Here is a 22513-nt window from a genome sequence, read left to right as displayed (position 1 = left end):
CAGGCCCGTCCCGTACCCTGACGAACATGACCAAGGCCTCCCGCATCGCCGTCGCCAGCACCGTCGGCGCCGGTGCGTTCGCCCTCTCCGCGGCCGGAGCAGCAGCGGCCGCCACCATGGTCGCCCGGGCGCCCCTGACCCCCGTCGCGTCCGAACCGCCCCTGCTGACCGTTCAGCACGCCGATGTCCACTGCGTCACCCTGACCGCGTCCCGCGCGGCCGAATGGCCCGGCGTCTTCGGCATCCGCCAACAGGGCGGCGCCGTCCACGCCCGCATCGGCGACATCATCGCCAAACCCACGCCCACCACGGTGGTGCGGCGCATCCTCGCCGCCGACACCCGCGAGCACCTGGCGCCCGGCCCCGCCGCCCGCAACGGCCTGTTCTGGGCCGGCACACCCATGCACGCCCACGGCATGCCCTTCCAGGACGTCACCATCGACTCACCCGTCGGCTCCATGCCGTCCTGGCTGGTCCTCGGCGCGGCCCCCAGTGCGGGCGGCCCGGACCCCGCCCGCACCTGGGCGATCACCATCCACGGTCACGGCTCCGTCCGCGGCGAAGGCCTGCGCGCCCTCCCGCTGCTGCACGCCCTCGGCCTCACCACGCTGATGGTTTCCTACCGCAACGACGCCGGAGCCGCCCCCTCACCCGACCGCCTCCTCCACCTCGGTGCCCAGGAGTGGGAGGACGTCGACGCCGCCATCGCGTTCGCGCTGCGGCACGGTGCTCGCTGCATCCTCCTGATCGGCTTCTCCATGGGCGGCGCCATCGCTCTGCGCACCTCGTTCTTCTCCGAGCACCGCGACGTAATCGACTCCCTCATCCTCGACGCCCCCGCGGTCGACTGGGAGGTCATCCTCGAGCACCACACGCGGCTCCGACGGGTTCCGCAACCGCTCGCGCTCGCGGCCCGCAGCCTGATGACGCACCCGCGCTGGTCACGCTCCGTCCGCCTGCTGGAGCCGATCCTCCTGAACGAGATGACCACCGACTACGCGGCAGACGCGCTGCGCCACCCCACCCTGCTCATCCACTCCCGCGAGGACGAAGTCGTCCCCTACGAACCGAGCAGGCTCCTCGCCCACTCGCGCCCCGACCTCGTGCACCTGCGCACCTGGGACATGGCCTCCCACACCCGGGAATGGAACCTCGACCCGGCGCGCTGGGAGAGCCAGATCCTCACCTGGATCCAGCAGCGCTCCGCCGGAGCGGGGTTCCCGATCAACCGCGTGGACCCGTCGGCCCTCCCGATCCGTCAGCCCAGCGCCCCAGCCCAGCCGCTGTCCTCCGGTCGCAGGCTCTGAAGCCGGCAGCCACCAGCGCCCCGGCGTCAGTCGCGGTCCCGCACGTACCGATGAAGAGTGGCGCCGCGGCCCACCAGCATGTCCGACAGCTGCCACTGCGCGTCATGCTCCGCCCCCCGCACGATCCGCGTGTGCTCGCCGCCCACCGTCACATGACTGGTGGACACGCACAGCTCGTCAACTGCATCGGCTTCCAAGAACAGCGCGTTCACTGACGGGCCGCCCTCCACCTGGATGCCCACCCAGCCGCGCTGCGCGAGCTGCTCGATCAGGTCCAACGGCTCCTCGAACGTCACCACGTTCTCCGTGGGGAAACCGGAGGCCTCGATCACCGCATCCCGCTTCCCCCGCGAGGTCGCCAGCAGGGTCGGCCACGACGGATCCACCGCCCCACCCAGGTCCCCACTGCCCGTCAGCACCACCAGCGCCGGAAACTCCGTCCCGCTCGGCCGCCTGCTGGGAGAGCGCAGGGACTTCCGGCCGCCCGGCCGCTTGTAGTCCTCCGCCCGCACAGTCTCAGCGCCCGCAACGATCACATCGGGCATCGCCCTCAGCACCACCAGGTTGAAGAAGTCAGTCGGGTTCCCCAGAGACGCACTGGTCCCGTCGGCCCCCGTGGCGGAACCGTCCACCGAGGAGTTCATCATCACCCGCACCGTGGTGCGCTCCGGATCGAACTGGTACAGGTCCGCGAGCTCCTCAGCACCCGCATCGTCCATCGGCACCGCGGCAGCGGCACCGTCGGTGAACGCACCATCGCGCAGCACCATGTGCACACTGTCCTTCTGCACCCCGTCGGCGGTCATCGCACTCTCCAATCCACCGCGCAGGAAAAGGGCCCGGCACGGCTCGCGGGCTCCTGGGATCGCCTCCAGCATAGTGAGCAGACCCAGACCCCTCCGCCGTACACTGAACGCCGTGACCACAAGCCTGACCTCCCGATTCCCCACACCCGCACCGGGCGAACTCGTCGCCCAGCTCGTTCCCCCGCCGCGCTTCCAGCAGGCCCGCCTGGACAACTACATCCCCGACCCGGACTACCCCTCCCAGGAGGCGGCGAAGCAGTCCCTGCAGCAGTTCGCGTCCCGCCTCACCGCTCAGCCCAGCAGCAGCCGGGGCGGCCTGCTCAGCATGTTCGGCAGGAAGAAGGGCCCGGCCGCAGCCCACGGCCTCTACCTCGACGGCGGCTTCGGAGTCGGCAAGACCCACCTGCTCACCGCCCTCTTCCACATTGCACCCGGACGGCCCCTCTACGGCACCTTCGTGGAGTACACCAACCTCATCGGCGTCCTCGGCTTCACCCGCGCCGTCGAGGAGTTCTCCACCGCCAGCGTCCTGTGCATCGACGAGTTCGAACTCGACGACGTCGGCGACACCCTCCTCATGACGCGCATGATCCGTGAGCTGTCCGACCGCGGCGTCCCCGTGGTCGCCACCTCCAACACCCTCCCCGACGCACTCGGCGAGGGCCGCTTCGCCGCCCAGGACTTCCTCCGCGAGATCCAGGCCATGGCCGACCGCTTCGATGTGCTCCGCATCGACGGCCTCGACTACCGCGAGAAGGACCGCATCGACGACCCGCCCCAGCTGGCCGACGACCAGGTCCGCAGCGGCGCTCGCGGTGACAGGGTCAGCCTCGACGACTTCGAACCGCTCGCCGAGCACCTGCGGGAGGTCCACCCCTCCCGCTACGGCGCGATGATCGACGGGATAGAGCGCTGCCACATCGTGGGGATGGAGCAGGTCAGTGAGCACAACCGCGGGCTGCGTCTCGTGGTTCTGATCGACCGCCTCTACGACCGGGAAGTGCCGGTGGCACTGAGCGGGGTGCGGGTGCCGGAGCTGTTCACCGAGGACCTGCTGAACTCCGGTTACCGCAAGAAGTATCTGCGCTGCCTGTCCCGCCTGGGGGCGCTGCAGGCCGACGGGGCCCGCGCGCTCGTGTGAGGCGCGGCGTGCACCGCCCACTCGTGGCCCGCGCCGGCGGTGCTGGCGCGGGTGCGGGTCTGGAACAGCGAAAGGGCCCCGGTTACCCGGGGCCCTTTCCTCGTGGAGCGGATGACGAGACTCGAACTCGCGACCCTCACCATGGCAAGGTGATGCTCTACCAGCTGAGCTACATCCGCATGGGTCGGCCGGAGCGTGCTCCGACGAAAGAAGACAGTAGCCAGGCCCGTCAGGGCCGCGCAAATCCGCAGGCTGCTTCGTGGTCGGGGTCACGGCCGAGCGGGTCGAATGTGGCGCTCGCCGCAAACTGCCCGTTTTCGACCTCTGCGAATTTGTCGCCGCTCGGAAGTCGTGTAATGTTGTTCAGGTCGTTGAGGGAGCAGGCCGCTCCGGAAACGCACCGGCAGACCCGGGCGATTAGCGTAGTGGTAGCGCGCTTCCTTCACACGGAAGAGGTCACTGGTTCGATCCCAGTATCGCCCACGTCACATATGAATAGTGATCTGCGGATGTAGCTCAGTTGGTAGAGCATCACCTTGCCATGGTGAGGGTCGCGAGTTCGAGTCTCGTCATCCGCTCGGAGAACTTCGGTTCTCGCACGGTGGGTTGGCCGAGAGGCGAGGCAACGGCCTGCAAAGCCGTGTACACGGGTTCGAATCCCGTACCCACCTCGCAACAATGGGCCCACGGGTCCTGCATACGGGCGATTAGCGTAGTGGTAGCGCGCTTCCTTGACATGGAAGAGGTCACTGGTTCGATCCCAGTATCGCCCACCCACGAAGAAGACCCCCTCGGTTCGCCGAGGGGGTCTTCTGCATGACAGGCGCAGGGGAACCCGACGGGGTCCGCGCATCGCAGCTCTCAGGCCAGCCGTGCGAGCGCGCTGCGCGCTGCCGCCTGCCCTCCCAGGCCGTGCACACCGGGCCCCGGCGCGCTCGAGGCCGAGCACAGCAGCACCTCAGCATCCTCGCCGCCCGGCGCCCAGCCCGGCAGGGTCGCCAGATGGTGCGGATCCGTCGCGAGGAACGGCCGGGCCCCCAGATGCGGCAGAGCCGTGCTGCCGCCCGCAATGTCCCCGCCGGTCAGGCTCCGGTTGTGACCCGTCATGCGCGAGGCCGGAACGCCCCGCGCCGCCACCACCAGGTCTCGGACGCCCGGGGCGAACCGCTCCAGCTGTGCCAGCACCAACGGCACCGGATCCACCGGGCAGCCCAGCGGCACGTGCGCATACGCCCACACCGGCCGCAGCCCTCGCACCTCCCGCGAGGGATCCGCCCCCGCCGGATCGCTCACCAGCACCACCGGGGCCTCCGGCAGCCGACCCTCCGCCACCTCCCGCTCGGCCGTGTTGATCAGGGTCGCCGACCCGCCCAGATGCACCGTCCCGGCGCGCGCAATCCCCGGCGCCTGCTGTGCGGCCGCCCACGGGATCGGCCCGGACAGCACCAGGTCCGCCTTCGCCGCCGCCCCCGCCGACGGAGGGAAGACCTGCAGACGGCGGGTGAGCCGGCGGGAGGCGGCGGACCTCGCCCACGGAGCCAGCAGTCGACCGGCCGACGGGGCAGGCAGATCCAGCAGCACCACCCTCGACGGCGGGAGCTGATCCAGTGACGTGACCGGCGCGTGCGTCACCACTGAGCCGCCGAGCTCGGACAGTTCCGCGATCCACGCGGTGACCAGGGACTGCGAGCCGCCGCGGGGGATCGGCCAGCCGCCGGTGTGGGCGAGGGAGCCGAGCAGCACAGCCGTCCCGATCGCCGTGGGGGAGGAGAGGGGGCTGATCGCATGGGCGCCGACCCCCGCGAGGAGCGCGCCGGCATCGTCGCCGCTGCGGACGGAGCGGTCCGCCAGGGCAGCTGCCCGGCCCAGCAGCGCTGCCGTGCGGGCACCCGTCGGTGAGGTGATGGCGCGCAGGCGCTGCTCAGCCGTGCCGAGCATCAGAGCCATCACGTCCGGTCCATGAGCGGCGAGAGAGGAGAACACGTCGGCCCACACTCGCCCGCGGCGCCCACCGATGAGATCTCCCGTCGCAGCGGCGCTGCGCATCGCAACCGCTGCCCTGCCGCCGTCCAGCGGATGCGCGTACGACGCCTCCGGCGCGATCATGTCCACACCACGGGCGCGCAGCCACTGAGCTCCGATCGCCGGACTCGCCAGCGCCAGCGGATGCACAGCCGAGCAGACGTCATGGACGACCCCGTCGGCCAGCCCCAGATCGAGCGTGCGCGCCCCACCGCCGGGGGTGGCCTCCGCCTCCAGCACGAGCACCTGCATGCCCCGTCGGGCCAGAGTCAGTGCGCCGAGCAGGCCGTTCGGGCCGGAGCCGACCACCACCGCATCCCACGGTCCCGAACAGCCGCGGAGCACGGCCGGATCGACGGCTGGGCGTGGCATGTGATCCATACCGACAACCCTAGCTGTGAGCGCCCCCGGTGCATCGTTACACTGGACGGCAGAGCCGGCATGGTAGGTCGGATCCCCTCAGCGATAAGGAGCTCACGTGTCCCAGATCAGCATCGTCCTCAACGGAACGCCCACCACCGTCGAGGGAGGGACCACCGGCACCGAGCTCTTCGAATCTCAGCGGGACATCGTCGCCCTGCGCGTCAACGGTGAACTGAAGGACCTCTACGCGGAGGTCGCCGACGGCGACCAGGTCGAAGGCGTGGAGCTCACCAGCGACGACGGCCTGATGATCCTCCGCCACTCCACCGCGCACGTCCTCGCGCAGGCCGTGCAGCGCATCAACCCCGAGGCGAAGCTCGGCATCGGCCCGCCGATCCGCGACGGCTTCTACTACGACTTCGATGTGGAGACCCCGTTCACCCCGGAGGACCTCAAGGCCCTCCAGAAGGAAATGGTGAAGATCGTCAAGGAGGGTCAGCGCTTCCAGCGGCGTGACATCCTCGACCCCGATGCCGAGCAGGAGCTCGCCTCCGAGCCGTACAAGCTCGAGCTCATCGGTCTGAAGTCCAACGCGTCCGAAGCCGCCGAAGGCGCCAGTGTGGAGGTCGGCGACGGCGGCCTGACCATGTACGACAACATCAACCGTCGCGACGAAGTCGTGTGGACTGACCTCTGCCGCGGCCCCCACCTGCCGTCCACCAAGCTCATCGGCAACGGCTTCGCCCTCACCCGCTCCGCCGCCGCCTACTGGCGCGGCAGCGAGAAGAACCCGATGCTGCAGCGCGTCTACGGGACCGCCTGGCCCACGAAGGAGGAGCTGCGGGAGTACCAGGAGCGCATCGCGGAGGCGGAGCGCCGCGACCATCGTCGCCTCGGCAGCGAACTCGACCTCTTCTCCTTCCCGGACGAGATCGGCTCCGGCCTGCCCGTGTTCCACCCCAAGGGTGCGATGATCCGCATGGAGATGGAGGACTACTCTCGCCGCCGCCACGTGGAGGACGGCTACTGCTTCGTCAACTCCCCGCACATCACCAAGGCACAGCTGTTCCAGACCTCCGGCCACCTCGACTGGTACGCCGAGGGGATGTACCCGCCGATGCACGTGGACGAGGAGCGCAGCGCCGAGGGTGAGATCACCCGCCAGGGCCAGGACTACTACCTGAAGCCCATGAACTGCCCGATGCACAACCTCATCTTCCGCTCCCGCGGCCGGTCCTACCGCGACCTGCCGCTGCGGCTGTTCGAGTTCGGCACCGTGTACCGCTACGAGAAGTCCGGCGTGGTGCACGGCCTCACGCGCGCCCGCGGCTTCACGCAGGACGACGCCCACATCTACTGCACCCGCGATCAGATGAAGGACGAGCTCACCCGCGTGCTCGAGTTCGTCCTCGACCTGCTCAAGGACTACGGCCTCAACGACTTCTACCTCGAGCTCTCCACCAAGAACGAGGAGAAGTACGTGGGTGACGACGCCGTGTGGGAGGAGGCGACTCGCACCCTCGAAGAGGTCGCCACCGCGTCGGGCCTCGAGCTCGTTCCGGACCCGGGCGGCGCCGCGTTCTACGGCCCGAAGATCTCCGTGCAGGCCCGTGACGCCATCGGACGCACCTGGCAGATGTCCACCATCCAGCTGGACTTCAACCTGCCGGAGCGCTTCGACCTCGAGTACACCGCGTCCGACGGCTCCCGGCAGCGCCCCGTGATGATCCACCGCGCCCTCTTCGGATCCATCGAACGCTTCTTCGGTGTGCTGCTGGAGCACTACGCCGGTGCGTTCCCGGTGTGGCTGGCCCCCGTGCAGGTGGTCGGCATTCCCGTGGCCGGCGACTTCGCTCCCTACCTCCACGAGGTGGCGGACAAGCTCCGCAAGCGGGGAGTGCGCGTGGTCATCGACGACTCCGACGACCGCATGCAGAAGAAGATCCGCACCCACACCAAGGAGAAGGTGCCGTATCTGCTGATCGCCGGCGGAGAGGATCAGGCCAACGGCGCCGTGTCCTTCCGCATGCGCGACGGCTCCCAGGACAACGGCATCCCCGTGGACGAAGCCGTGGAGAGGATCGTCCACTCCATCGCCGAGAAGGAGCAGGTGTGAGCACTCCGCTCCCGCACGACCCGGACACCGCCCGCGTCCCCGCCTCCGGCGAGGGCGCGGGCGCGCCCGCATCCGAAGCCCCCTACCGGTTCGCCGGGGCGCCCGATTCCATGCAGCGCCTGTGGACGCCGCACCGCATGGCGTACATCGACGGGGCGGGCAAGCCGTCCTCCACGGACGCGACGGACGAATGCCCCTTCTGCTCCGCGCCCGACCGGACCGATGAGGACGCCCTGATCGTCCACCGCGGACAGAGCGCCTTCGTGATCCTCAACCTCTTCCCCTACAACTCCGGTCACCTGCTGGTGTGTCCGTTTCGGCACGTCGCCGACTACACGGACCTGACCGAGCAGGAGGTGCACGAAGTCGCGGAGCTGACCCGCACAGCCATGCGGGTGGTCCGCTCCGTGTCGAAACCTGCCGGGTTCAACCTCGGCATGAACCAGGGGGACGTGGCCGGCGCTGGGATCGCCGGGCACCTCCACCAGCACGTGGTTCCCCGCTGGTTCGGCGACGCGAACTTCCTGCCGATCATCGGCCGCACCAAGGCTCTGCCGATCCTGCTGGACGACACCCGCCGTGCCTTTGCCGACGCCTGGCCGAAGGACGGCGCGTGAGAAACGCCCACGACTACGACTATGACGTCGAGCGACCGGCCGGCTCCGCGGACCGGCCGCTCACCAACGGCTCCCGCACGGCGCACCTCGACGTGCGCCGCAGGCGCTGGCCGCGCTGGATCGTGTTCGGGATGGTCGCCGCCGTTCTCGCCGTTGCAGCCCTGCTGCTGCTCGTGTTCGTGTTCATCCCGATGGGGTTCGGAACGGCGCTGGCCGCCGGCACGGCCTCGCTGCTGCCGCTGGCGATCGTCGGCGTCGGCATCTGGTGGCTGGACCGCTACAACCCGGTGCCGCGCGGAACGATGGTGTACGCGTTCGCGTGGGGCGCGATCGGCTCCGTTGTGCTCACCCTCATCCTGGGCACCGCGGTGCAGCTGCTGCTCGCCGTGCAGCGTCCGGAGCCGACGGAGCAGCAGTTCATCAGCGCGGTGATCCAGGCGCCCGTCATCGAAGAGCTGATGAAGTCCGCCGGACTGCTCGTGCTGCTGGCGTTCGGCCGGCGGTACATCGCCGGGCCCGTCCAGGGCGTCGTCTACGCCATGCTCATCGCCAGCGGATTCGCGTTCACCGAGAACATCACCTACTTCGCTCGCGCCCTCGATGCCGCCGGCATCACCGGCAACTCCACCCTGTTCTGGACCATGCTGCTGGTGCGCGGCGTGCTGTCGCCCTTCGCGCACGCCGCCTTCACCTCACTTGCGGGGCTCGCGTTCGGCATCGCAGCCGAGCGCCGCTCACCCCTGCTCGGCCTCACGCTCGGTCCCGCCGGGATCGCGCTCGGGATGTGCCTGCACGCCCTGTGGAACGGCTCCTCCTTCCTCGTCCCCGCCAGCCGTCAGGACGGCGGCTTCGGCAGCTTCCTGCTGACCTATTCGCTGATCCAGGTGCCGATCTTCGTGGTGCTCGCCGGTGTGCTGATCGCGCTGCGACTGCGGCAGCGCCGGATCGTGCGCCGTCGCCTCGGAGAGTACGCGGCCGCGGGCTGGTTCACCCCCGGTGAGGTGGACATGCTCGCCGGCATCCGCAGTCGCCGTCGGTCCCTCGTGTGGGCGTCCGAGCAGGGAGCAGTGGTGCTGTGGGCGATGCGGGCGTTCCACCGCACGGCCCTGACGCTCGCCATGCAGCGGCAGAGCGGGGGAGCGGACGCCGGGGCCGCCGCCCGCCGCACAGAAGCGGAGCTGCTGACCGATCTGGTGTCCGAACGGCGCCTGATCTCGTCCCTGACGCTGCCGGTGAACGGCGCATCAGGTGGGACCACTACAATGGATTCCTGACCCCGGCGCACGGGGTCCCATGGAGCCTGCCTCCACACCCCTGCGCCCCCGTTCGCCGACAGACAGAGGGAGCATCGATGGCCGGTCATTCCAAATGGGCAACCACCAAGCACAAGAAGGCGGCACTGGACGCCAAGCGCGGCAAGCTCTTCGCGAAGCTCGTGAAGAACATTGAGGTCGCAGCGCGCATGGGTGGACCTGACCCGGCCGGCAACCCGACCCTCTTCGACGCCATCCAGAAGGCGAAGAAGAACTCCGTGCCGAACGACAACATCGACCGCGCGGTCAAGCGCGGCGGTGGCCTGGACGGGTCCGGTGTCGACTACGAGACGCTCTGGTACGAGGGCTACGCGCCCGGCGGTGTCGCCGTCCTGGTCGAAGCCCTGACGGACAACAAGAACCGCGCTGTCTCCGAGATCCGCCTCGCGTTCAACCGCGGCGGCGGCAACATGGCCGACTCCGGCTCCGTGTCCTACATGTTCGCCCGCAAGGGCGTCGTCGCGGTGGCCGTCGAGGGCAACACCGAGGACGAGCTGCTCGAGATCGTCCTGGACGCCGGCGCTGAGGAGATCAACGAAGAGGGCGATGTCTTCGAGATCATCTCCGACCCCGGCGACTACGTGGCGGTCCGCACCGCCCTGCAGGAGGCGGGCAAGGACTACGAGAGCGCCGAGGTGCAGTTCGTGCCGTCCATGAAGACCGAGGTCGACCTCGACGGTGCGAAGAAGGTCCTCGGCCTCATCGACGCCCTCGAGGACTCCGACGACGTCCAGAACGTCTTCACCAACCTCGACATCCCCGACGACGTCGCCGCGCAGCTCAACGACTGATCGGATTCCATGCGCGTTCTCGGCATCGACCCGGGTCTGACCCGGTGCGGTTTCGGAGCCGTCGACGGCGGGGCCTCTCGCTCCGCCGTCTTCGTCGGCGCCGGCGTCATCACCTCCTCCAGCGCGGACACGATCGACCAGCGCCTGCTGGAGATCCACACCGGCCTGGAGCAGGTGATCGAGGAGTACGCCCCGGACATCCTCGCCGTGGAACGCGTGTTCTCGCAGAACAACGTCGGCACCGTCATGGGCACGGCGCAGGTGTCTGGACTGGCGATCGTGCTCGCCGCCCAGCGCGGCATCCCCGTGGAGATGCACACTCCCTCCGAGGTGAAGCGCGCGATCACCGACAACGGACGCGCCGACAAGAAGCAGATCCAGGCCGTGGTGGCCCGGCTGCTGGGGCTCGCCGAAGCGCCGAAGCCGGCCGACGCCGCCGACGCGGTCGCCATCGCGATCACCCAGCTGTGGCGCGGACGCGGCACCGTTCGCCTGGACCGCACCGGAGCGGCGCGCACCAGCGCGCAGGCGCAGTGGGCCGACGCCGAACGACGAGCCCGGCGCTCCCGAGAAGCCTCCACATCCCACTGGTGATCAAACATGTGTTCTAGGATGGGTTCGTGATTGCAACTCTGAACGGCACCGTCAGTGCCATCGGCCTCGATGCGCTTGTGGTGGAGGTCGGCGGCATCGGCTACCTCGTCCACTCCGCTCCGCAGACCCTCGAGCAGGCCCGGCATGGCCAGGCGATTCTGCTCCACACCGAACTGGTGGTGCGCGAGGACTCACTGACCCTGTTCGGGTTCCTCACCGCTGAGGAGACCGACCTCTTCCGCACCGTCCAGTCCGTCTCCGGGATCGGGCCGCGGATCGCGCTCGCTGTTCTCGCCGTGTTCACCCCCGGCGAGTTCGGCCGCGCCATCGTCAGCGATGACGTCAAAGCGCTGACCCGGGTGCCCGGCGTCGGCCCCAAGAGCGCCAAGCGGATCCTGCTGGAGCTGAAGGAGAAGGCGGCGCGCTTCGCTGCGTTCGGCAACGAGGAGGCCCCGCCGGGCCCCGAACCCGACGAGGAGACCGCGGCGCTGCCCCCGAACGCGGCCGACGTGGTCACCGCGCTGCTCGGTCTCGGCTGGTCGCAGAAGCAGGCGGAGGACGCCGTCACCAGCGTCCTGTCCACCATGAGCGAGGACGAAGCGCGCCTCGCGGAGTCGTCGCTGCTGCTGCGTCTGTCGCTGCGCAGCCTCGGAGGTCAGCGATGATCGAACGCTCCAGCAGCCCCGAGGGGGCGCCGCGTCCCGGTGGGGGAGGGCCGACGGGTGCCGACGCGGACGGCCGGGACCTTGTGCGCGCGGAGGCCGCCGCTCTGGAGCGCGCCGCCGAAGGGGCGCTGCGGCCGAAGGACCTCGGGGAGTTCGTGGGGCAGACCCGCGTGCGCGAACAGCTGTCCCTGGTCCTGGACGCCGCTTCCGCGCGCGGCCGCTCTCCCGAACACATGCTCCTGTCCGGACCGCCCGGGCTCGGCAAGACCACGCTCGCCATGATCATCGCCCGCGAGCTCGGGGCGCCGCTGCGCATCACCTCCGGTCCCGCGGTGCAGCACGCCGGTGACCTCGCCGCGATCCTCTCCTCCCTCGAGGAGGGCGAGGTGCTGTTCATCGACGAGATCCACCGCCTGGCCCGCCCGGCGGAGGAGATGCTCTACATGGCGATGGAGGACTTCCGCGTGGACGTCGTGGTCGGCAAGGGAGTGGGCGCAACCGCCATCCCGCTGGAGCTGCCGCCGTTCACCGCGGTCGGGGCCACCACCCGGGCCGGTCTGCTGCCGTCCCCGCTGCGGGATCGCTTCGGATTCACCGGCCACCTCGACTTCTATTCGGCGGCTGAACTCGCCCAGGTGATCGAGCGCAGCGCGGGTCGGCTGGAGATCGCCGTCGATCCTGATGCCGCCCACGAGATCGCCTCCCGATCCCGCGGCACACCCCGCATCGCGAACCGTCTCCTGCGCCGCGTGCGCGACTTCGCCGAAGTCCGCGGAACCGGGGACATCACCATCGACTCCGCTCTCGAAGCCCTGCGCGTCTATGAAGTGGACCAGCGGGGGCTGGACCGCCTGGACCGTGCGGTCATCTCCGCCCTGTGCACCAAGTTCGGAGGCGGCCCCGTCGGCCTGTCCACTCTGGCGATCGCGGTGGGGGAGGAGACCGAAACCGTGGAGACCGTGGTGGAGCCCTTCCTCGTGCGAGAAGGTCTGCTCGGCCGGACACCGCGTGGACGCATCGCCACCCCGGCCGCGTGGGAGCACCTCGGCCTGGCCGCGCCGCCGCAGTCCGCGCAGTGGGGCGCGCAGCCCGCCCTCACCGACGACCCCGGGGATGACATAGGTCTCGGACGATTCGCCTGAGGCTGCTCTCGCAAACACCGTTCCGCCCGATACAGTGGGCGGTGCACTGTGCGCGGCCGCTGAGCCGCTCGCACTCATCGTATGAAAGGACCCTCCGTGGACTTCACCTTCCTCCTCCTGCTCTTCGCCCTCATGCTGCTGCCGATGCTCCTCATGGGCCGCGGCCAGAAGAAGCGCATGCAGGCGCACCAGGAGATGGTGCAGTCCGTCCAGGTCGGAGAAGAGGTCCGCACCACCTCCGGCTTCTACGGCCTCGTGGTCGAGAAGTACGACGACGTCGTCATCCTCGAAGCCGAGGACGGCTCCGAGCTGAAGTGGGCGCTTCAGTCCATCGCTGAGCGCATCACCCCGACCGATGCCGTCACGGCGGACACCGCGGAGACCCACGGCGAGTCCGGTTCTGCGACCGGCAGCGCCACGACTGCTGATGCCGATTCCGTGGACAGCGACAGCGCTGGTTCGTTCGGCCACCGTCCCGAGGACACCTCCGGCCCGTTCGGTGAGACCCGCCCCTCCGACCGCCGCGACGACACCCGCGGATCCTCCGCCCTCTGACCCCTCCGCAGCACCGCCCCTCATGACGGGGCGGTGCTTTCCCGTGAAAGAGCACTGATGCCAGTACGCCGCATTGCCCTGAGCGCCTTCGCCGTCCTCCTGATCCTGGTCTGCGGAGGGCTCGGCCTCGCCGTCGCCACCCAGGGCTGGCAGGCGCAGCCGAAGTACGCCCTCGACCTCGAAGGCGGCACCCAGGTGATCCTCAAGGCCCGATCCAACACGGGCGAGCCGATCTCCAGCGAGCAGATGAACCAGGCCCGCAACATCATCGCGCAGCGAGTCAACGCCATGGGCGTCGCGGAAACGGAGATCTCCGTCCAGGGCGGCACCAACATCATGGTGAGCGTCCCCGGCTCGATCGACCAGAAGACCTCCGACGCTCTGCGCCGCACCGCCACACTCGCCTTCAGGCCCGTGCTCATCCAGGGCGCGCCGAACGCCACCGCCTCCGACGGCGGCGGGTCCGACGGCACCTCGGAGATCGACCAGGCGAAGGCCCAGGCCGCATCCGACGGCGGCGGCGCCCAGGCGGCTCCGAAAGCGACCGGCTCCGATGCCGGCGGAGCCTCCGATGCCGGCGGCGGCGCATCGCCCACCGTGGTCAACGGCAAGCCGGCCTGGTCGCTGGAGCAGATCACTCCCGAGGTGGAGAAGCAGTGGACGAGCCTCGACTGCACCGACGCCGAGGTCCGCCGCAACCACGACGTCAACAGTGCCCCGAAGTCCGCCGTGGTGGCGTGCGCGCCCGACGGATCCGCCAAGTACATCCTGGGCCCTGAAACCGCCGACGGCACCTCCATCACCGACGCCAAGGCTGCGCCGCAGGAGAACTCGACCTACTACCAGGTCTCCATGAACTTCGACAAAGCCGGCGGCAAGGCATTCGGTGACATGACCACCGCCCTGTTCAACGGGGAGGGAGCCACCGGCCAGTTCGCCATCGTCCTGGACTCCCTGGTGATCTCCGCACCCCAGGTGCAGGCCCCCACGTACGGCGGCGCCTCCATCACCGGCAACTTCTCCGCCGACAGCGCCCAGGAGCTCGCCGACCAGCTGAAGTTCGGGGCGCTGCCGCTGGAGTTCACAGTCGAATCCGAGCAGGAGATCTCCGCCACGCTCGGCGGCGACCAGCTGCAGAAGGGCCTCATCGCCGGTCTCATCGGCCTGGTCCTCGTGGTGGTCTACGCGTTCTTCCAGTACCGCGTCCTCGCCATCGTCACCACGCTCAGTCTGCTCACCATGGGCATGCTCGCGTACGGGATCATCACGATCATGTCGAACATGAGCGAGATCGGCTTCCGCCTCTCCCTCGCCGGTGTAGCCGGCCTGATCGTGTCCATCGCGTTCACCGCCGACTCGTTCATCGTCTACTTCGAACGTGTCCGCGACGAGATCCGCGACGGCCGCGGCATCCGCGCCGCGGTCGACCACGGCTGGGACCGCGCCAAGCGGACCATCCTCGCCTCCGACGCGGTCAACCTCATCGCCGCGGTGGTGCTGTACCTCGTCAGTGCAGGATCGGTGCGCGGGTTCGCCTTCACTCTCGGACTCACCACTGTCCTCGACCTCGTCGTGGTGTTCCTCTTCACCCACCCCATCCTGCAGACCCTGGTGCGCACCAACTTCTTCGGCAAGGGCCACCCGATGAGCGGTCTGGATCCCGCGCAGCTGGGTCGGAACGTCCCCGCCTATGCCGGACGCGGCCGCTTCCGCAGCCCCGACGAGAGGAAGGGCCGGCGCTCCCGCCGCGGCGGAGACGATGCCCCCACTGAGACCCTGGCCGAGCGGAAGGTGCGCCTGGAGCGCGAGATGGAGGATGACGCATGAGCACGCTGAACCTGGCCGAATTCGGCAATGACCTCCACAGCGGGAAGCGCTCCTTCGGGATCGTCACCCGCCGCCGCACCTGGTACGCCATCGCCATCGGCGTCCTTCTGATCCTCGGCATCGTCGCCGGGGTGCGGGGATTCAACTGGGGCATCGACTTCACCGGCGGCAGCGAGTTCCAGGTTCCGGGCGTGAGCGTCTCCGACACCGACACCGCCCGCACCGTGGTCCGCGACCACGTGCCCGACAACGAACCCACCGTGACCGCCCTCGGCTCCGACACTCTGCGGATCCAGACCCAGCAGCTGGACTCCGACGCCACGAAGGCCCTGGCCGCCGACCTCGCCTCCGCGTACAGCGTGGACCCGTCGGCCGTCTCCACCTCGTTCATCGGCCCCAACTGGGGCCAGGGCGTCACCGACAAGGCGATCCGTGGAGTCCTCGTCTTCCTCGCGCTCGTCGGCGTGGTGATGGCGCTGTACTTCCGCAACTGGAAGGCATCCGCCGCAGCGCTGCTGGCGCTGCTGAGCGACCTGATCTTCACCGTGGTCGCCTACGGCGCCATCGGCTTCGAGATCACCCCCGCCACGATCATCGGGTTCCTCACCGTGCTCGGCTACTCCCTGTACGACACGGTCGTGGTGTTCGACAAGGTCCGTGAGAACACCGCTCACCTGCCCAGGGAGAACAGGACGTTCGAACAGCTGGTGAACCTCGCCGCCAACCAGACCCTGGTGAGGTCCATCAACACCTCCGTCGTTGCGCTGCTGCCGGTCGGCGCGATCCTCGTGATCGGCGCATTCCTGCTCGGTGCAGGTACGCTGAAGGACATCTCGCTGGTCCTGTTCATCGGCATCATCAGCGGAACGTTCTCCTCGATCTTCCTCGCCCCGGGGCTGCTCGTGGATCTGCGCAGCCGTGAACGCGGCATCCGGGAGCACAGTGCACGCGTGGCGTCCGCGCCCGCCCAGGAAGGAGTCGCCGCATGAGCGACACGACCATCGACAGCCTCTACGACAGCCACATTGCGCTGTACCCCGACTTCCCGCAGGACGGGGTCCTGTTCCGCGACATCACCCCGCTGCTGCGCGACCCCGTCGCGTTCCGCCAGGTGATGGACCACTGGTGCTCCAAGATCCCGTCGGACATCGACCTCATCATCGGCACCGAGGCGCGCGGCTTCGTGTTCGGTGCCCCCATGGCGTACGCCCTCGGCATCGGATTCGTGCCGGTCCGCAAGGCCGGCAAGCTGCCCGGCGACCCCCGCTCGCTCACCTACGACCTCGAATACGGGACCGCCACGGTCGAGATCGCTGAGCACGCCATCGGCGACGGCCACCGCGTCATGGTGGTCGACGACCTCCTCGCCACGGGCGGTACTGCCCGCGCCACCGTGGACCTCGCCCGCCAGTACGGGGCCGACGTGGCCGGTGCCAGCTTCCTCATCGAACTCGAGGGTCTGGGCGGACGGGACGTCCTGGACGACGTCCCCGTCACCACTGTGTGGAGCGTCCCGAACTGACGACCGGACCGGACCAGGGTTGACGGTTCGGTCACAAGCGCGGCGAGTGGCTGGCCGAGGCGCACCGGACCGCTAGGATCAGGGCACAGGTCAGAAGGAGGTCGCGCTATGGCTGAGAGCACCCACCCCGATGGGCCGAGCACGCCCAGGCGGTCCCTCACGAGCCTCTTCGGCGGGAAGAAGACCCCGGACGACCCCCTGCTCGAACCGCTGATCCAAGCGATCCGCGGCCACCAGCCCAAAACCGACCTCACCCTCATCCGGCGCGCTTTCCAGGTCGCCGAGAAGGCGCACCGCGGCCAGATGCGGCGCAGCGGCGACCCGTACATCACCCACCCCGTCGCCGTCGCCACCTTCCTCGCCGAAATGGGCAGCCCGTCCGAGGTGCTTGCGGCAGCGCTCCTGCACGACACCGTGGAGGACACCGACTACTCCCTCGACGAGCTGAGGACCGACTTCGGCGAGACCATCGCCGTCATGGTGGACGGCGTCACCAAGCTCGACAAGGTCCAGTACGGCGAAGCGGCGCAGGCGGAGACGGTCCGCAAGATGATCATCGCGATGAGCCGCGATGTCCGCGTGCTGCTCATCAAACTCGCCGACCGCGTGCACAACGCCCGCACCTGGAAGTACGTGTCCGGGTCGTCCGCGGAGCGCAAGGCGAAGGAGACCCTCGAGATCTACGCGCCGCTGGCGCACCGCCTCGGCCTCAACACCATCAAGTGGGAACTGGAGGACCTCTCCTTCCAGGTGCTCTACCCGAAGGTGTACGACGAGATCGTCGCCCTGGTCGCCCGCCACGCCCCGGCCCGCGAGAAGTACCTCGGGCAGGTCACCGCCATCATCGAGGACGACCTCTCCCAGGCGAAGATCGGCGCGTCCGTCACGGGCCGTCCGAAGCACTACTACTCGATCTACCAGAAGATGATCGTGCGCGGCCGCGACTTCGCCGACATCTACGATCTGGTGGGCGTACGCGTCCTCGTGGATTCCGTGCGCGACTGCTACGGGGTCCTCGGCATCCTGCATTCGCGGTGGAACCCGATCCCGGGCCGCTTCAAGGACTACATCGCGCTGCCGAAGTTCAATCTCTACCAGTCGCTGCACACCACCGTCATCGGCCCCACCGGCAAACCCGTCGAGATCCAGATCCGCACCTGGGACATGCACCGACGCGCTGAGTACGGTGTGGCCGCGCACTGGAAGTACAAGGCGCAGATGCGCAACGAGCCGCAGGACGGACGCTCCGGCAGCACCCTGGACATCCAGGGCGGGGAGATGAACTGGCTGCGCCAGCTCCTCGAATGGCAGAAGGACACCACCGACTCCGGTGAGTTCCTCGATTCCCTGCGGTACGAGATGAACACCCAGGAGGTGTACGTCTTCACCCCGCGCGGCGACGTCATCTCCCTCCCGCAGGGTGCCACCCCCGTGGACTTCGCGTACAGCGTCCACACGGAGGTCGGGCACCGCACCATCAGCGCCCGAGTCAACGGAAAGCTCGTGTCTTTGAAGGCGGAGCTGGCCACCGGCGACGTGGTCGAAGTGTTCACCTCCAAGGCGGAGGGCGCAGGGCCCAGCCGCGACTGGCTCGCCTTCGTGAAGTCGCCGCGTGCGCGCAACAAGATCAAGCAGTGGTTCTCCAAGGAGCGCCGCGAAGAGTCACTGGACCGCGGCAAGGACGAACTGGCCAAGGAGCTGCGCAAGCAGAACCTGCCGCTGCGGCGCATGCTCACCCATGAGCTGCTGTCGCAGGTTGCGCTGGACCTCAACTACGACAGCGTGGACGCGCTCTACACCGCGATCGGTGAGAACCATGTCAGCGCAGGCGCTGTCACGGGTCGCCTCGTCCACGCCCTCGGAGGGGTCGACGGCTCCGAGGAGGACCAGGCGGAGGCGGTGCTGCCGTCGAAGGTGACTTCACGGCGACGCAGCGATGCCGCCCAGGCCGACCAGGGCGTGGTGGTCGACGGAGAATCGGACCTGTGGGTGAAGCTCGCGAAGTGCTGCGCGCCCGTGCCGGGCGACCCGATCGTCGGGTTCGTGACCCGCGGCGCCGGTGTGCGCGTGCACCACGCGGCCTGCACGAACGCGATCGACATGAACAAGCAGAACCCGGAGCGGTTCCTCAAGGTGTCATGGTCCGGCAGTGCCCGCTCCCAGTACCTGGTCCACATCAAGGTGGAGGCACTGGACCGCTCCCGCCTGCTGACCGATCTCGCGAACGTCATCAGCGACCAGCAGGCGAACATGCTGTCCGCCTCCTGCAACAGCCATCCGGACCGTCTGGCCATTGCCCACTTCTCGGTGGAGCTGGTGGACCCCGGTCACCTCAGCTTCCTGCTGGCGCAGGTGCGCCGTGTCGAGGGTGTGCTGGATGCGTATCGTGTCTCGAGCGACGGTCAGCCGATCCTCGACGCGACGGGTGCCCGCTCCCACTGACGGTTCCGTCGGCCGTTCAGAGACGCTCCAGCGCCTCCAGGGAGCGCCGTGAGTTCCTGCCCGGCCCGATCTCGTGGATGCGTTCGCGCACGACGGTCTTCTGCGTCCACCCGCGTTCCAGCAGCGTTCGCAGCGCAGCGATCACACCGGGGTCGTCGGGCCCGGTGCGCAGCAGGTCAGCGGCCACGCGGCTCGGCGACATGACAGGGCAGCCCCCGATCGTGAGGATATCGGCGGGGGAGAGGGAGAACTGGTGGAGCGTCACCCCACCGCGGGTGCGGGCCCGGTGCGGCACCGCCACGGCGGGACGCTCGGGCGGCGCGCCGCCGAGGTACACCCAGGCGGCGCTCCAGTTGGCCAGCACCCACGGCCGGCGCAGGTCCGCGCCGATGCCCATCGCTGCGAGAACGGCGCGCTCCGGCAGTGACACGTCGACGTGGGCCGGCAGCAGCAGGTCTGCGCCGAGGCGGTGCACCGGGACGTCGAAGCCGATCAGCTGGGTGCGGACATCACCGGCGTCCAGCAGCAGATGTCGGCTGATCGTTCGTCCGAGCTCGTACGCGTGCGGAGACCACACGGTCAGCGGTTCGGCACAGGCAGAAAGATCTCCCCTCATGCCCGTCAGTATCGTCCGGTTCGGACGGCGGGGCAGGAGGGGAGATCCTTTTGTGGACAGTCAGGCGTCCACAGGGACGCGCTGAGTGCCGGTGGTCAGTTCAGCTGCTGTGCGGAGCGTTCGATGACAGCGAGCCATTCGCGACGGGCGTCGAGAGCGGCCTGCGCCTTCTCGATGCGCTTCGCATCGCCGGACGCCTTCGCCTTCTCCAGGTCCTCCTCGTAGGAGGCGATGGCGCTGTGGAGCTGGCTGGAGGCGCCTTCGACGCGTGCGCGGGTGCGCGGGTCGGTGCGGCGCCACTCGGCGTCCTCCGCCTTCTTCAGGGCGTCGCGGACAGCGCGGATGCGGTCCTCGACGCGGCGCATCGCGTTGCGGGGGACACGGCCGGCGGCGTCGAAGCGCTCTTCGATGCCGCGCATCTTCTCCTTCGCGGCGTCGAGGTCGGTGATCGGCAGCAGTGCCTCCGCCTCGTCGAGGATCGCCTCCTTGACCTTGAGGTTCTCCTTCTGCTCGCCCTCGATCCTCTTGCGGTCGGCATTGCGGCGTTCGAAGAACGCATCCTGGGCGGCCTTGAACTTCGCCCATTGGGCGTCGTCCTTCTTGCGGTTGCCGCGCGGGGCGGCGCGCCACTCGTCCATCAGCTCGCGGTAGGCGCGGGCGGTGTTGCCGAAGTCCTCGGAGTCCTTCATCGCCTCGGCGCGGTCGATCAGGGCGGCCTTCACCTTCTCGGCTTCGGCGTGGTCGGCATCAAGCTGGCTGAAGTGGGCGCGGCGCTTGCGGTCGAACTCGCTGCGGGCGGCGGACAGGCGCTTCCACAGTCCGTCCTCAACGGAGCGGTCGATGGCGACATCGCCCTTCTGCATCGTCTTCCATTCGCCGACCATGCCGCGCATGGTGGCGGCGGCCTTCTTCCACGAGATGCGGTGGGAATCGGTGGCCACGAGCTCCTCGATGGACTCGACGAAGCGGGTGCGCTTCGCCGTGGCCTCATCGCGAGCCGCCTGGCGCTTCTTCTCCAGCTCCCCGATCTGCTCCTTCGCCTTCTCGCGCAGGTCGTGGGCGCGCTGGCGCAGCGCCGGGATGTCGCCGACGGTCTTCGGCTCCTTCATGTTCTTGCGCATCTGCTCGAGGATGCGGTTGAGATCGGCCTGCGTGTTGCCGTCCACCCCGAGCTTCTGCTCGACGATGTCGAGGAACGCCGCGAGGTCGAGGTAGGCGTGGGCGAACGGAGTGAGGGCCTCGTCGACGTCGGTGCCCGGTTCGACGGCGCCGATCTCACGCACCTGGGTGCCGTCCTGCACGGTGACGACGCCGTCCTCGCGGACCGTGCCGAAGGTCTTCGCTTCGGCGACCTTCGCGTCGTCGTACTCGGCGGCCACGGGGATCACCGGCACCAGGGGAGTGGACCGCTTGGCCACAGCGGCCGGGTTGGGGGCGGGCGACGACGTGGTCGCCGAGGTGAGCGCAGACGGCGCCGGCGTGGTGGGTGCCGACGGGGTCGGGGCATCGTCGCCGGCCGACGGGACCGCGCCGGTCTGCGCCGCCTCCTGGGCAGTCTTCGCGGACTGATCGATGGGCTGGTCCGCGGGCGTCACCGCACCGGCGGTCTGCTCAGCTGCGGCGGTCTCGGGGGCGGCCTCGGCGGCGGTGGGCTCGCCGGAGTTCTGCTGGGTCTCGGCGGTGCGGTCGTCGCTCACGTCGATGCTCCTTCGTACGGTGCTGCGCCCGACTGGGGGCGCGGACAGGGGCACTCGGCGGTGCCCGGGGCATGGATCCGCAGCGCGCAGTCAGCCGCCGCGGGGACGATCCCCGCACCGGGATCGCACGCGCGGGCGCGAGTGGGCCGGGACCTGCGAAAACCCTACCCCGTCGGGCTGAAGTGCGGGCAATCGTCGCGGAATCGGCCCGGGGACCGGCCTGTGCCACGATGGAGTCATGAGCAGTCCTCTCGCCGTCCGCTTCGTCGTCTCCCCGTTCCTGCAGGCCACCTGCTGCGTCCTCCACGAGGATCAGCAGGGCGGAGCCGCCCTCATCATCGACCCGGGGTTCGACGTCGCGCCGACCGTGCAGGCGTACCTGGACGCGGGGGAGCTGGAACCCGTCGGTCTCGCCGTCACCCACGGCCACCTCGACCACGTGGCCGACGCTGCCCGCCTCGCCGCCGACTGGGACGTCCCCGTGCACGTGGGCCGGGGCGACTCCTACCGGCTGGACTGCCCGATCGATCAGCTGCCGGACGCCTTCACCGGCGCCATCCGGCCGGTCTGGGAGCAGCTCGGCTGGCAGCGGCCCGCGCAGGTCCGCGAACTCGCCGAGGAGGACACGATCCAGCTCGGCGCGCACCGCCTCACCACCACGACCCTGCCCGGGCACACGGAGGGATCCACGATCATCTGCGCCGACACTCCGGTGCGGGCCGTACCCGCCGGCGGCATCACCGACGGCCTGGCCGAGCTCCACGAGCACGGCATCGCCTTCACCGGCGACATCCTGTTCCGAGGCTCCATCGGCCGCACGGATCTGCCCGGCGGCAGCAGTGACGACATGCTCGCGTCCCTGCGCCGGCTGCGGGCCCTCGCTGAGCAGCGGCGTGCGATGACGATCGTGCCGGGACACGGACCGGCCTCTGCATTCGGACGCGAACTGACCGATAATAGGTTCCTGAGCCTCTAGC

At 69.3% G+C, this 22513-nt stretch carries 19 protein-coding genes and 5 tRNA genes; 19 read left to right on the top strand and 5 right to left on the bottom strand.

What is annotated here, in order from left to right; genetic code table 11:
* The first annotated feature begins 26 nt into the window (after positions 1-26).
* The gene (locus FHX50_RS04285) at positions 27-1307 is read left to right on the top strand and encodes an alpha/beta hydrolase family protein (protein WP_183374753.1); all 1281 of its coding nucleotides are present in this window, start codon (positions 27-29) and stop codon (positions 1305-1307) included.
* Between the two features lie 26 nt (positions 1308-1333).
* Here FHX50_RS04285 and FHX50_RS04280 read toward each other — a convergent pair whose 3' ends face one another.
* The gene (locus tag FHX50_RS04280) at positions 1334-2113 is read right to left on the bottom strand and encodes a dihydrofolate reductase family protein (RefSeq protein ID WP_183374752.1); all 780 of its coding nucleotides are present in this window, start codon (positions 2111-2113) and stop codon (positions 1334-1336) included.
* A gap of 112 nt (positions 2114-2225) precedes the next feature.
* Between FHX50_RS04280 and zapE the strand changes: the two genes are divergently transcribed.
* A complete protein-coding gene (zapE, locus tag FHX50_RS04275) occupies positions 2226-3254 on the top strand; it encodes a cell division protein ZapE (protein WP_343064038.1) in 1029 nt (342 codons plus the stop codon).
* Positions 3255-3357: 103 nt separating this feature from the next.
* Here the strand turns inward: zapE and FHX50_RS04270 are convergent.
* Positions 3358-3433: transfer RNA gene (locus FHX50_RS04270), tRNA-Gly, on the bottom strand.
* Positions 3434-3665: 232 nt separating this feature from the next.
* Here FHX50_RS04270 and FHX50_RS04265 point away from each other — a divergent pair.
* The 4 genes from FHX50_RS04265 to FHX50_RS04250 all read left to right on the top strand — a co-directional run bounded on the left by FHX50_RS04265 (position 3666) and on the right by FHX50_RS04250 (position 4027).
* Positions 3666-3737: transfer RNA gene (locus tag FHX50_RS04265), tRNA-Val, on the top strand.
* Between the two features lie 22 nt (positions 3738-3759).
* A tRNA-Gly gene (locus FHX50_RS04260) sits at positions 3760-3832 on the top strand.
* 22 nt (positions 3833-3854) lie between these two features.
* Positions 3855-3925: transfer RNA gene (locus FHX50_RS04255), tRNA-Cys, on the top strand.
* A gap of 30 nt (positions 3926-3955) precedes the next feature.
* A tRNA-Val gene (locus FHX50_RS04250) sits at positions 3956-4027 on the top strand.
* 88 nt (positions 4028-4115) lie between these two features.
* Here the strand turns inward: FHX50_RS04250 and FHX50_RS04245 are convergent.
* Positions 4116-5648 carry a phytoene desaturase family protein gene (locus FHX50_RS04245; protein ID WP_183374750.1) on the bottom strand — a complete coding sequence of 511 codons (1533 nt, stop codon included), beginning with the start codon at positions 5646-5648 and terminating at the stop codon, positions 4116-4118.
* 106 nt (positions 5649-5754) lie between these two features.
* Between FHX50_RS04245 and thrS the strand changes: the two genes are divergently transcribed.
* The 12 genes from thrS (at position 5755) to FHX50_RS04185 (ending at position 19223) form a co-directional block, all read left to right on the top strand.
* Entirely contained in the window at positions 5755-7755 is a 2001-nt protein-coding gene (gene thrS, locus FHX50_RS04240) for a threonine--tRNA ligase (protein ID WP_183374749.1), read from the top strand.
* A 110-nt stretch (positions 7756-7865) separates the two neighbouring features.
* Positions 7866-8372, top strand: coding sequence for an HIT family protein (locus tag FHX50_RS04235; protein WP_183375356.1), 507 nt, complete (start codon positions 7866-7868; stop codon positions 8370-8372).
* Positions 8369-9646 carry a PrsW family intramembrane metalloprotease gene (locus FHX50_RS04230; RefSeq protein WP_183374748.1) on the top strand — a complete coding sequence of 426 codons (1278 nt, stop codon included), beginning with the start codon at positions 8369-8371 and terminating at the stop codon, positions 9644-9646. The genes FHX50_RS04235 and FHX50_RS04230 overlap by 4 nt, the downstream gene beginning before the upstream one ends.
* Positions 9647-9723: 77 nt before the next feature.
* Positions 9724-10476, top strand: coding sequence for a YebC/PmpR family DNA-binding transcriptional regulator (locus tag FHX50_RS04225; protein WP_183374747.1), 753 nt, complete (start codon positions 9724-9726; stop codon positions 10474-10476).
* A gap of 9 nt (positions 10477-10485) precedes the next feature.
* Entirely contained in the window at positions 10486-11070 is a 585-nt protein-coding gene (gene ruvC, locus FHX50_RS04220; RefSeq protein WP_183374746.1) for a crossover junction endodeoxyribonuclease RuvC, read from the top strand.
* A 26-nt stretch (positions 11071-11096) separates the two neighbouring features.
* Positions 11097-11735 (top strand): Holliday junction branch migration protein RuvA, encoded by a 639-nt coding sequence (ruvA, locus tag FHX50_RS04215; protein WP_183374744.1) that lies wholly within the window; start codon positions 11097-11099, stop codon positions 11733-11735.
* Positions 11732-12877: a Holliday junction branch migration DNA helicase RuvB gene (gene ruvB, locus FHX50_RS04210; protein ID WP_183374742.1), complete on the top strand. Its 1146-nt coding sequence runs from the start codon at positions 11732-11734 to the stop codon at positions 12875-12877. Before ruvA ends, ruvB begins: the two co-directional genes overlap by 4 nt.
* Before the next feature lie 96 nt (positions 12878-12973).
* Entirely contained in the window at positions 12974-13432 is a 459-nt protein-coding gene (gene yajC / locus FHX50_RS04205; protein WP_183374740.1) for a preprotein translocase subunit YajC, read from the top strand.
* A 57-nt stretch (positions 13433-13489) separates the two neighbouring features.
* A complete protein-coding gene (gene secD / locus FHX50_RS04200; protein WP_183374738.1) occupies positions 13490-15259 on the top strand; it encodes a protein translocase subunit SecD in 1770 nt (589 codons plus the stop codon).
* Positions 15256-16248, top strand: a complete 993-nt coding sequence (gene secF, locus FHX50_RS04195; protein ID WP_183374736.1) for a protein translocase subunit SecF — start codon at positions 15256-15258, stop codon at positions 16246-16248. The genes secD and secF overlap by 4 nt, the downstream gene beginning before the upstream one ends.
* Positions 16245-16781 (top strand): adenine phosphoribosyltransferase, encoded by a 537-nt coding sequence (locus tag FHX50_RS04190; protein ID WP_183374734.1) that lies wholly within the window; start codon positions 16245-16247, stop codon positions 16779-16781. Before secF ends, FHX50_RS04190 begins: the two co-directional genes overlap by 4 nt.
* A gap of 108 nt (positions 16782-16889) precedes the next feature.
* A complete protein-coding gene (locus FHX50_RS04185; RefSeq protein ID WP_183374732.1) occupies positions 16890-19223 on the top strand; it encodes a RelA/SpoT family protein in 2334 nt (777 codons plus the stop codon).
* Between the two features lie 16 nt (positions 19224-19239).
* Here the strand turns inward: FHX50_RS04185 and FHX50_RS04180 are convergent, their stop codons facing one another.
* A complete protein-coding gene (locus FHX50_RS04180; RefSeq protein ID WP_183374730.1) occupies positions 19240-19839 on the bottom strand; it encodes a hypothetical protein in 600 nt (199 codons plus the stop codon).
* Between the two features lie 95 nt (positions 19840-19934).
* The gene (locus FHX50_RS12335; RefSeq protein WP_343064037.1) at positions 19935-21536 is read right to left on the bottom strand and encodes a DUF349 domain-containing protein; all 1602 of its coding nucleotides are present in this window, start codon (positions 21534-21536) and stop codon (positions 19935-19937) included.
* 238 nt (positions 21537-21774) lie between these two features.
* On the opposite strand from FHX50_RS12335, the gene FHX50_RS04170 reads away from it, so the two are divergent.
* Entirely contained in the window at positions 21775-22512 is a 738-nt protein-coding gene (locus tag FHX50_RS04170; RefSeq protein ID WP_183374728.1) for an MBL fold metallo-hydrolase, read from the top strand.
* Position 22513: the final 1 nt, after the last annotated feature.

It is taken from the genome of Helcobacillus massiliensis, assembly GCF_014191425.1.
Lineage (GTDB): Bacteria > Actinomycetota > Actinomycetes > Actinomycetales > Dermabacteraceae > Helcobacillus > Helcobacillus massiliensis.
The sequence above is the reverse complement of the archived record's forward strand: the minus strand, read 5'-3'. Positions and strand labels throughout refer to the sequence as shown.

Coding starts and splice junctions, on each gene's coding strand:
- FHX50_RS04180 (WP_183374730.1), bottom strand. CDS start 19,839: ATGAGGGGAGATCTTTCTGCCTGTGCCGAACCGCTGACCGTGTGGTCT.
- FHX50_RS04245 (WP_183374750.1), bottom strand. CDS start 5,648: ATGCCACGCCCAGCCGTCGATCCGGCCGTGCTCCGCGGCTGTTCGGGA.
- FHX50_RS04285 (WP_183374753.1), top strand. CDS start 27: ATGACCAAGGCCTCCCGCATCGCCGTCGCCAGCACCGTCGGCGCCGGT.
- FHX50_RS04190 (WP_183374734.1), top strand. CDS start 16,245: ATGAGCGACACGACCATCGACAGCCTCTACGACAGCCACATTGCGCTG.
- FHX50_RS04225 (WP_183374747.1), top strand. CDS start 9,724: ATGGCCGGTCATTCCAAATGGGCAACCACCAAGCACAAGAAGGCGGCA.
- FHX50_RS04170 (WP_183374728.1), top strand. CDS start 21,775: ATGAGCAGTCCTCTCGCCGTCCGCTTCGTCGTCTCCCCGTTCCTGCAG.
- FHX50_RS04185 (WP_183374732.1), top strand. CDS start 16,890: ATGGCTGAGAGCACCCACCCCGATGGGCCGAGCACGCCCAGGCGGTCC.
- FHX50_RS04235 (WP_183375356.1), top strand. CDS start 7,866: ATGCAGCGCCTGTGGACGCCGCACCGCATGGCGTACATCGACGGGGCG.
- ruvB (WP_183374742.1), top strand. CDS start 11,732: ATGATCGAACGCTCCAGCAGCCCCGAGGGGGCGCCGCGTCCCGGTGGG.
- ruvC (WP_183374746.1), top strand. CDS start 10,486: ATGCGCGTTCTCGGCATCGACCCGGGTCTGACCCGGTGCGGTTTCGGA.
- secF (WP_183374736.1), top strand. CDS start 15,256: ATGAGCACGCTGAACCTGGCCGAATTCGGCAATGACCTCCACAGCGGG.
- FHX50_RS04280 (WP_183374752.1), bottom strand. CDS start 2,113: ATGACCGCCGACGGGGTGCAGAAGGACAGTGTGCACATGGTGCTGCGC.
- secD (WP_183374738.1), top strand. CDS start 13,490: ATGCCAGTACGCCGCATTGCCCTGAGCGCCTTCGCCGTCCTCCTGATC.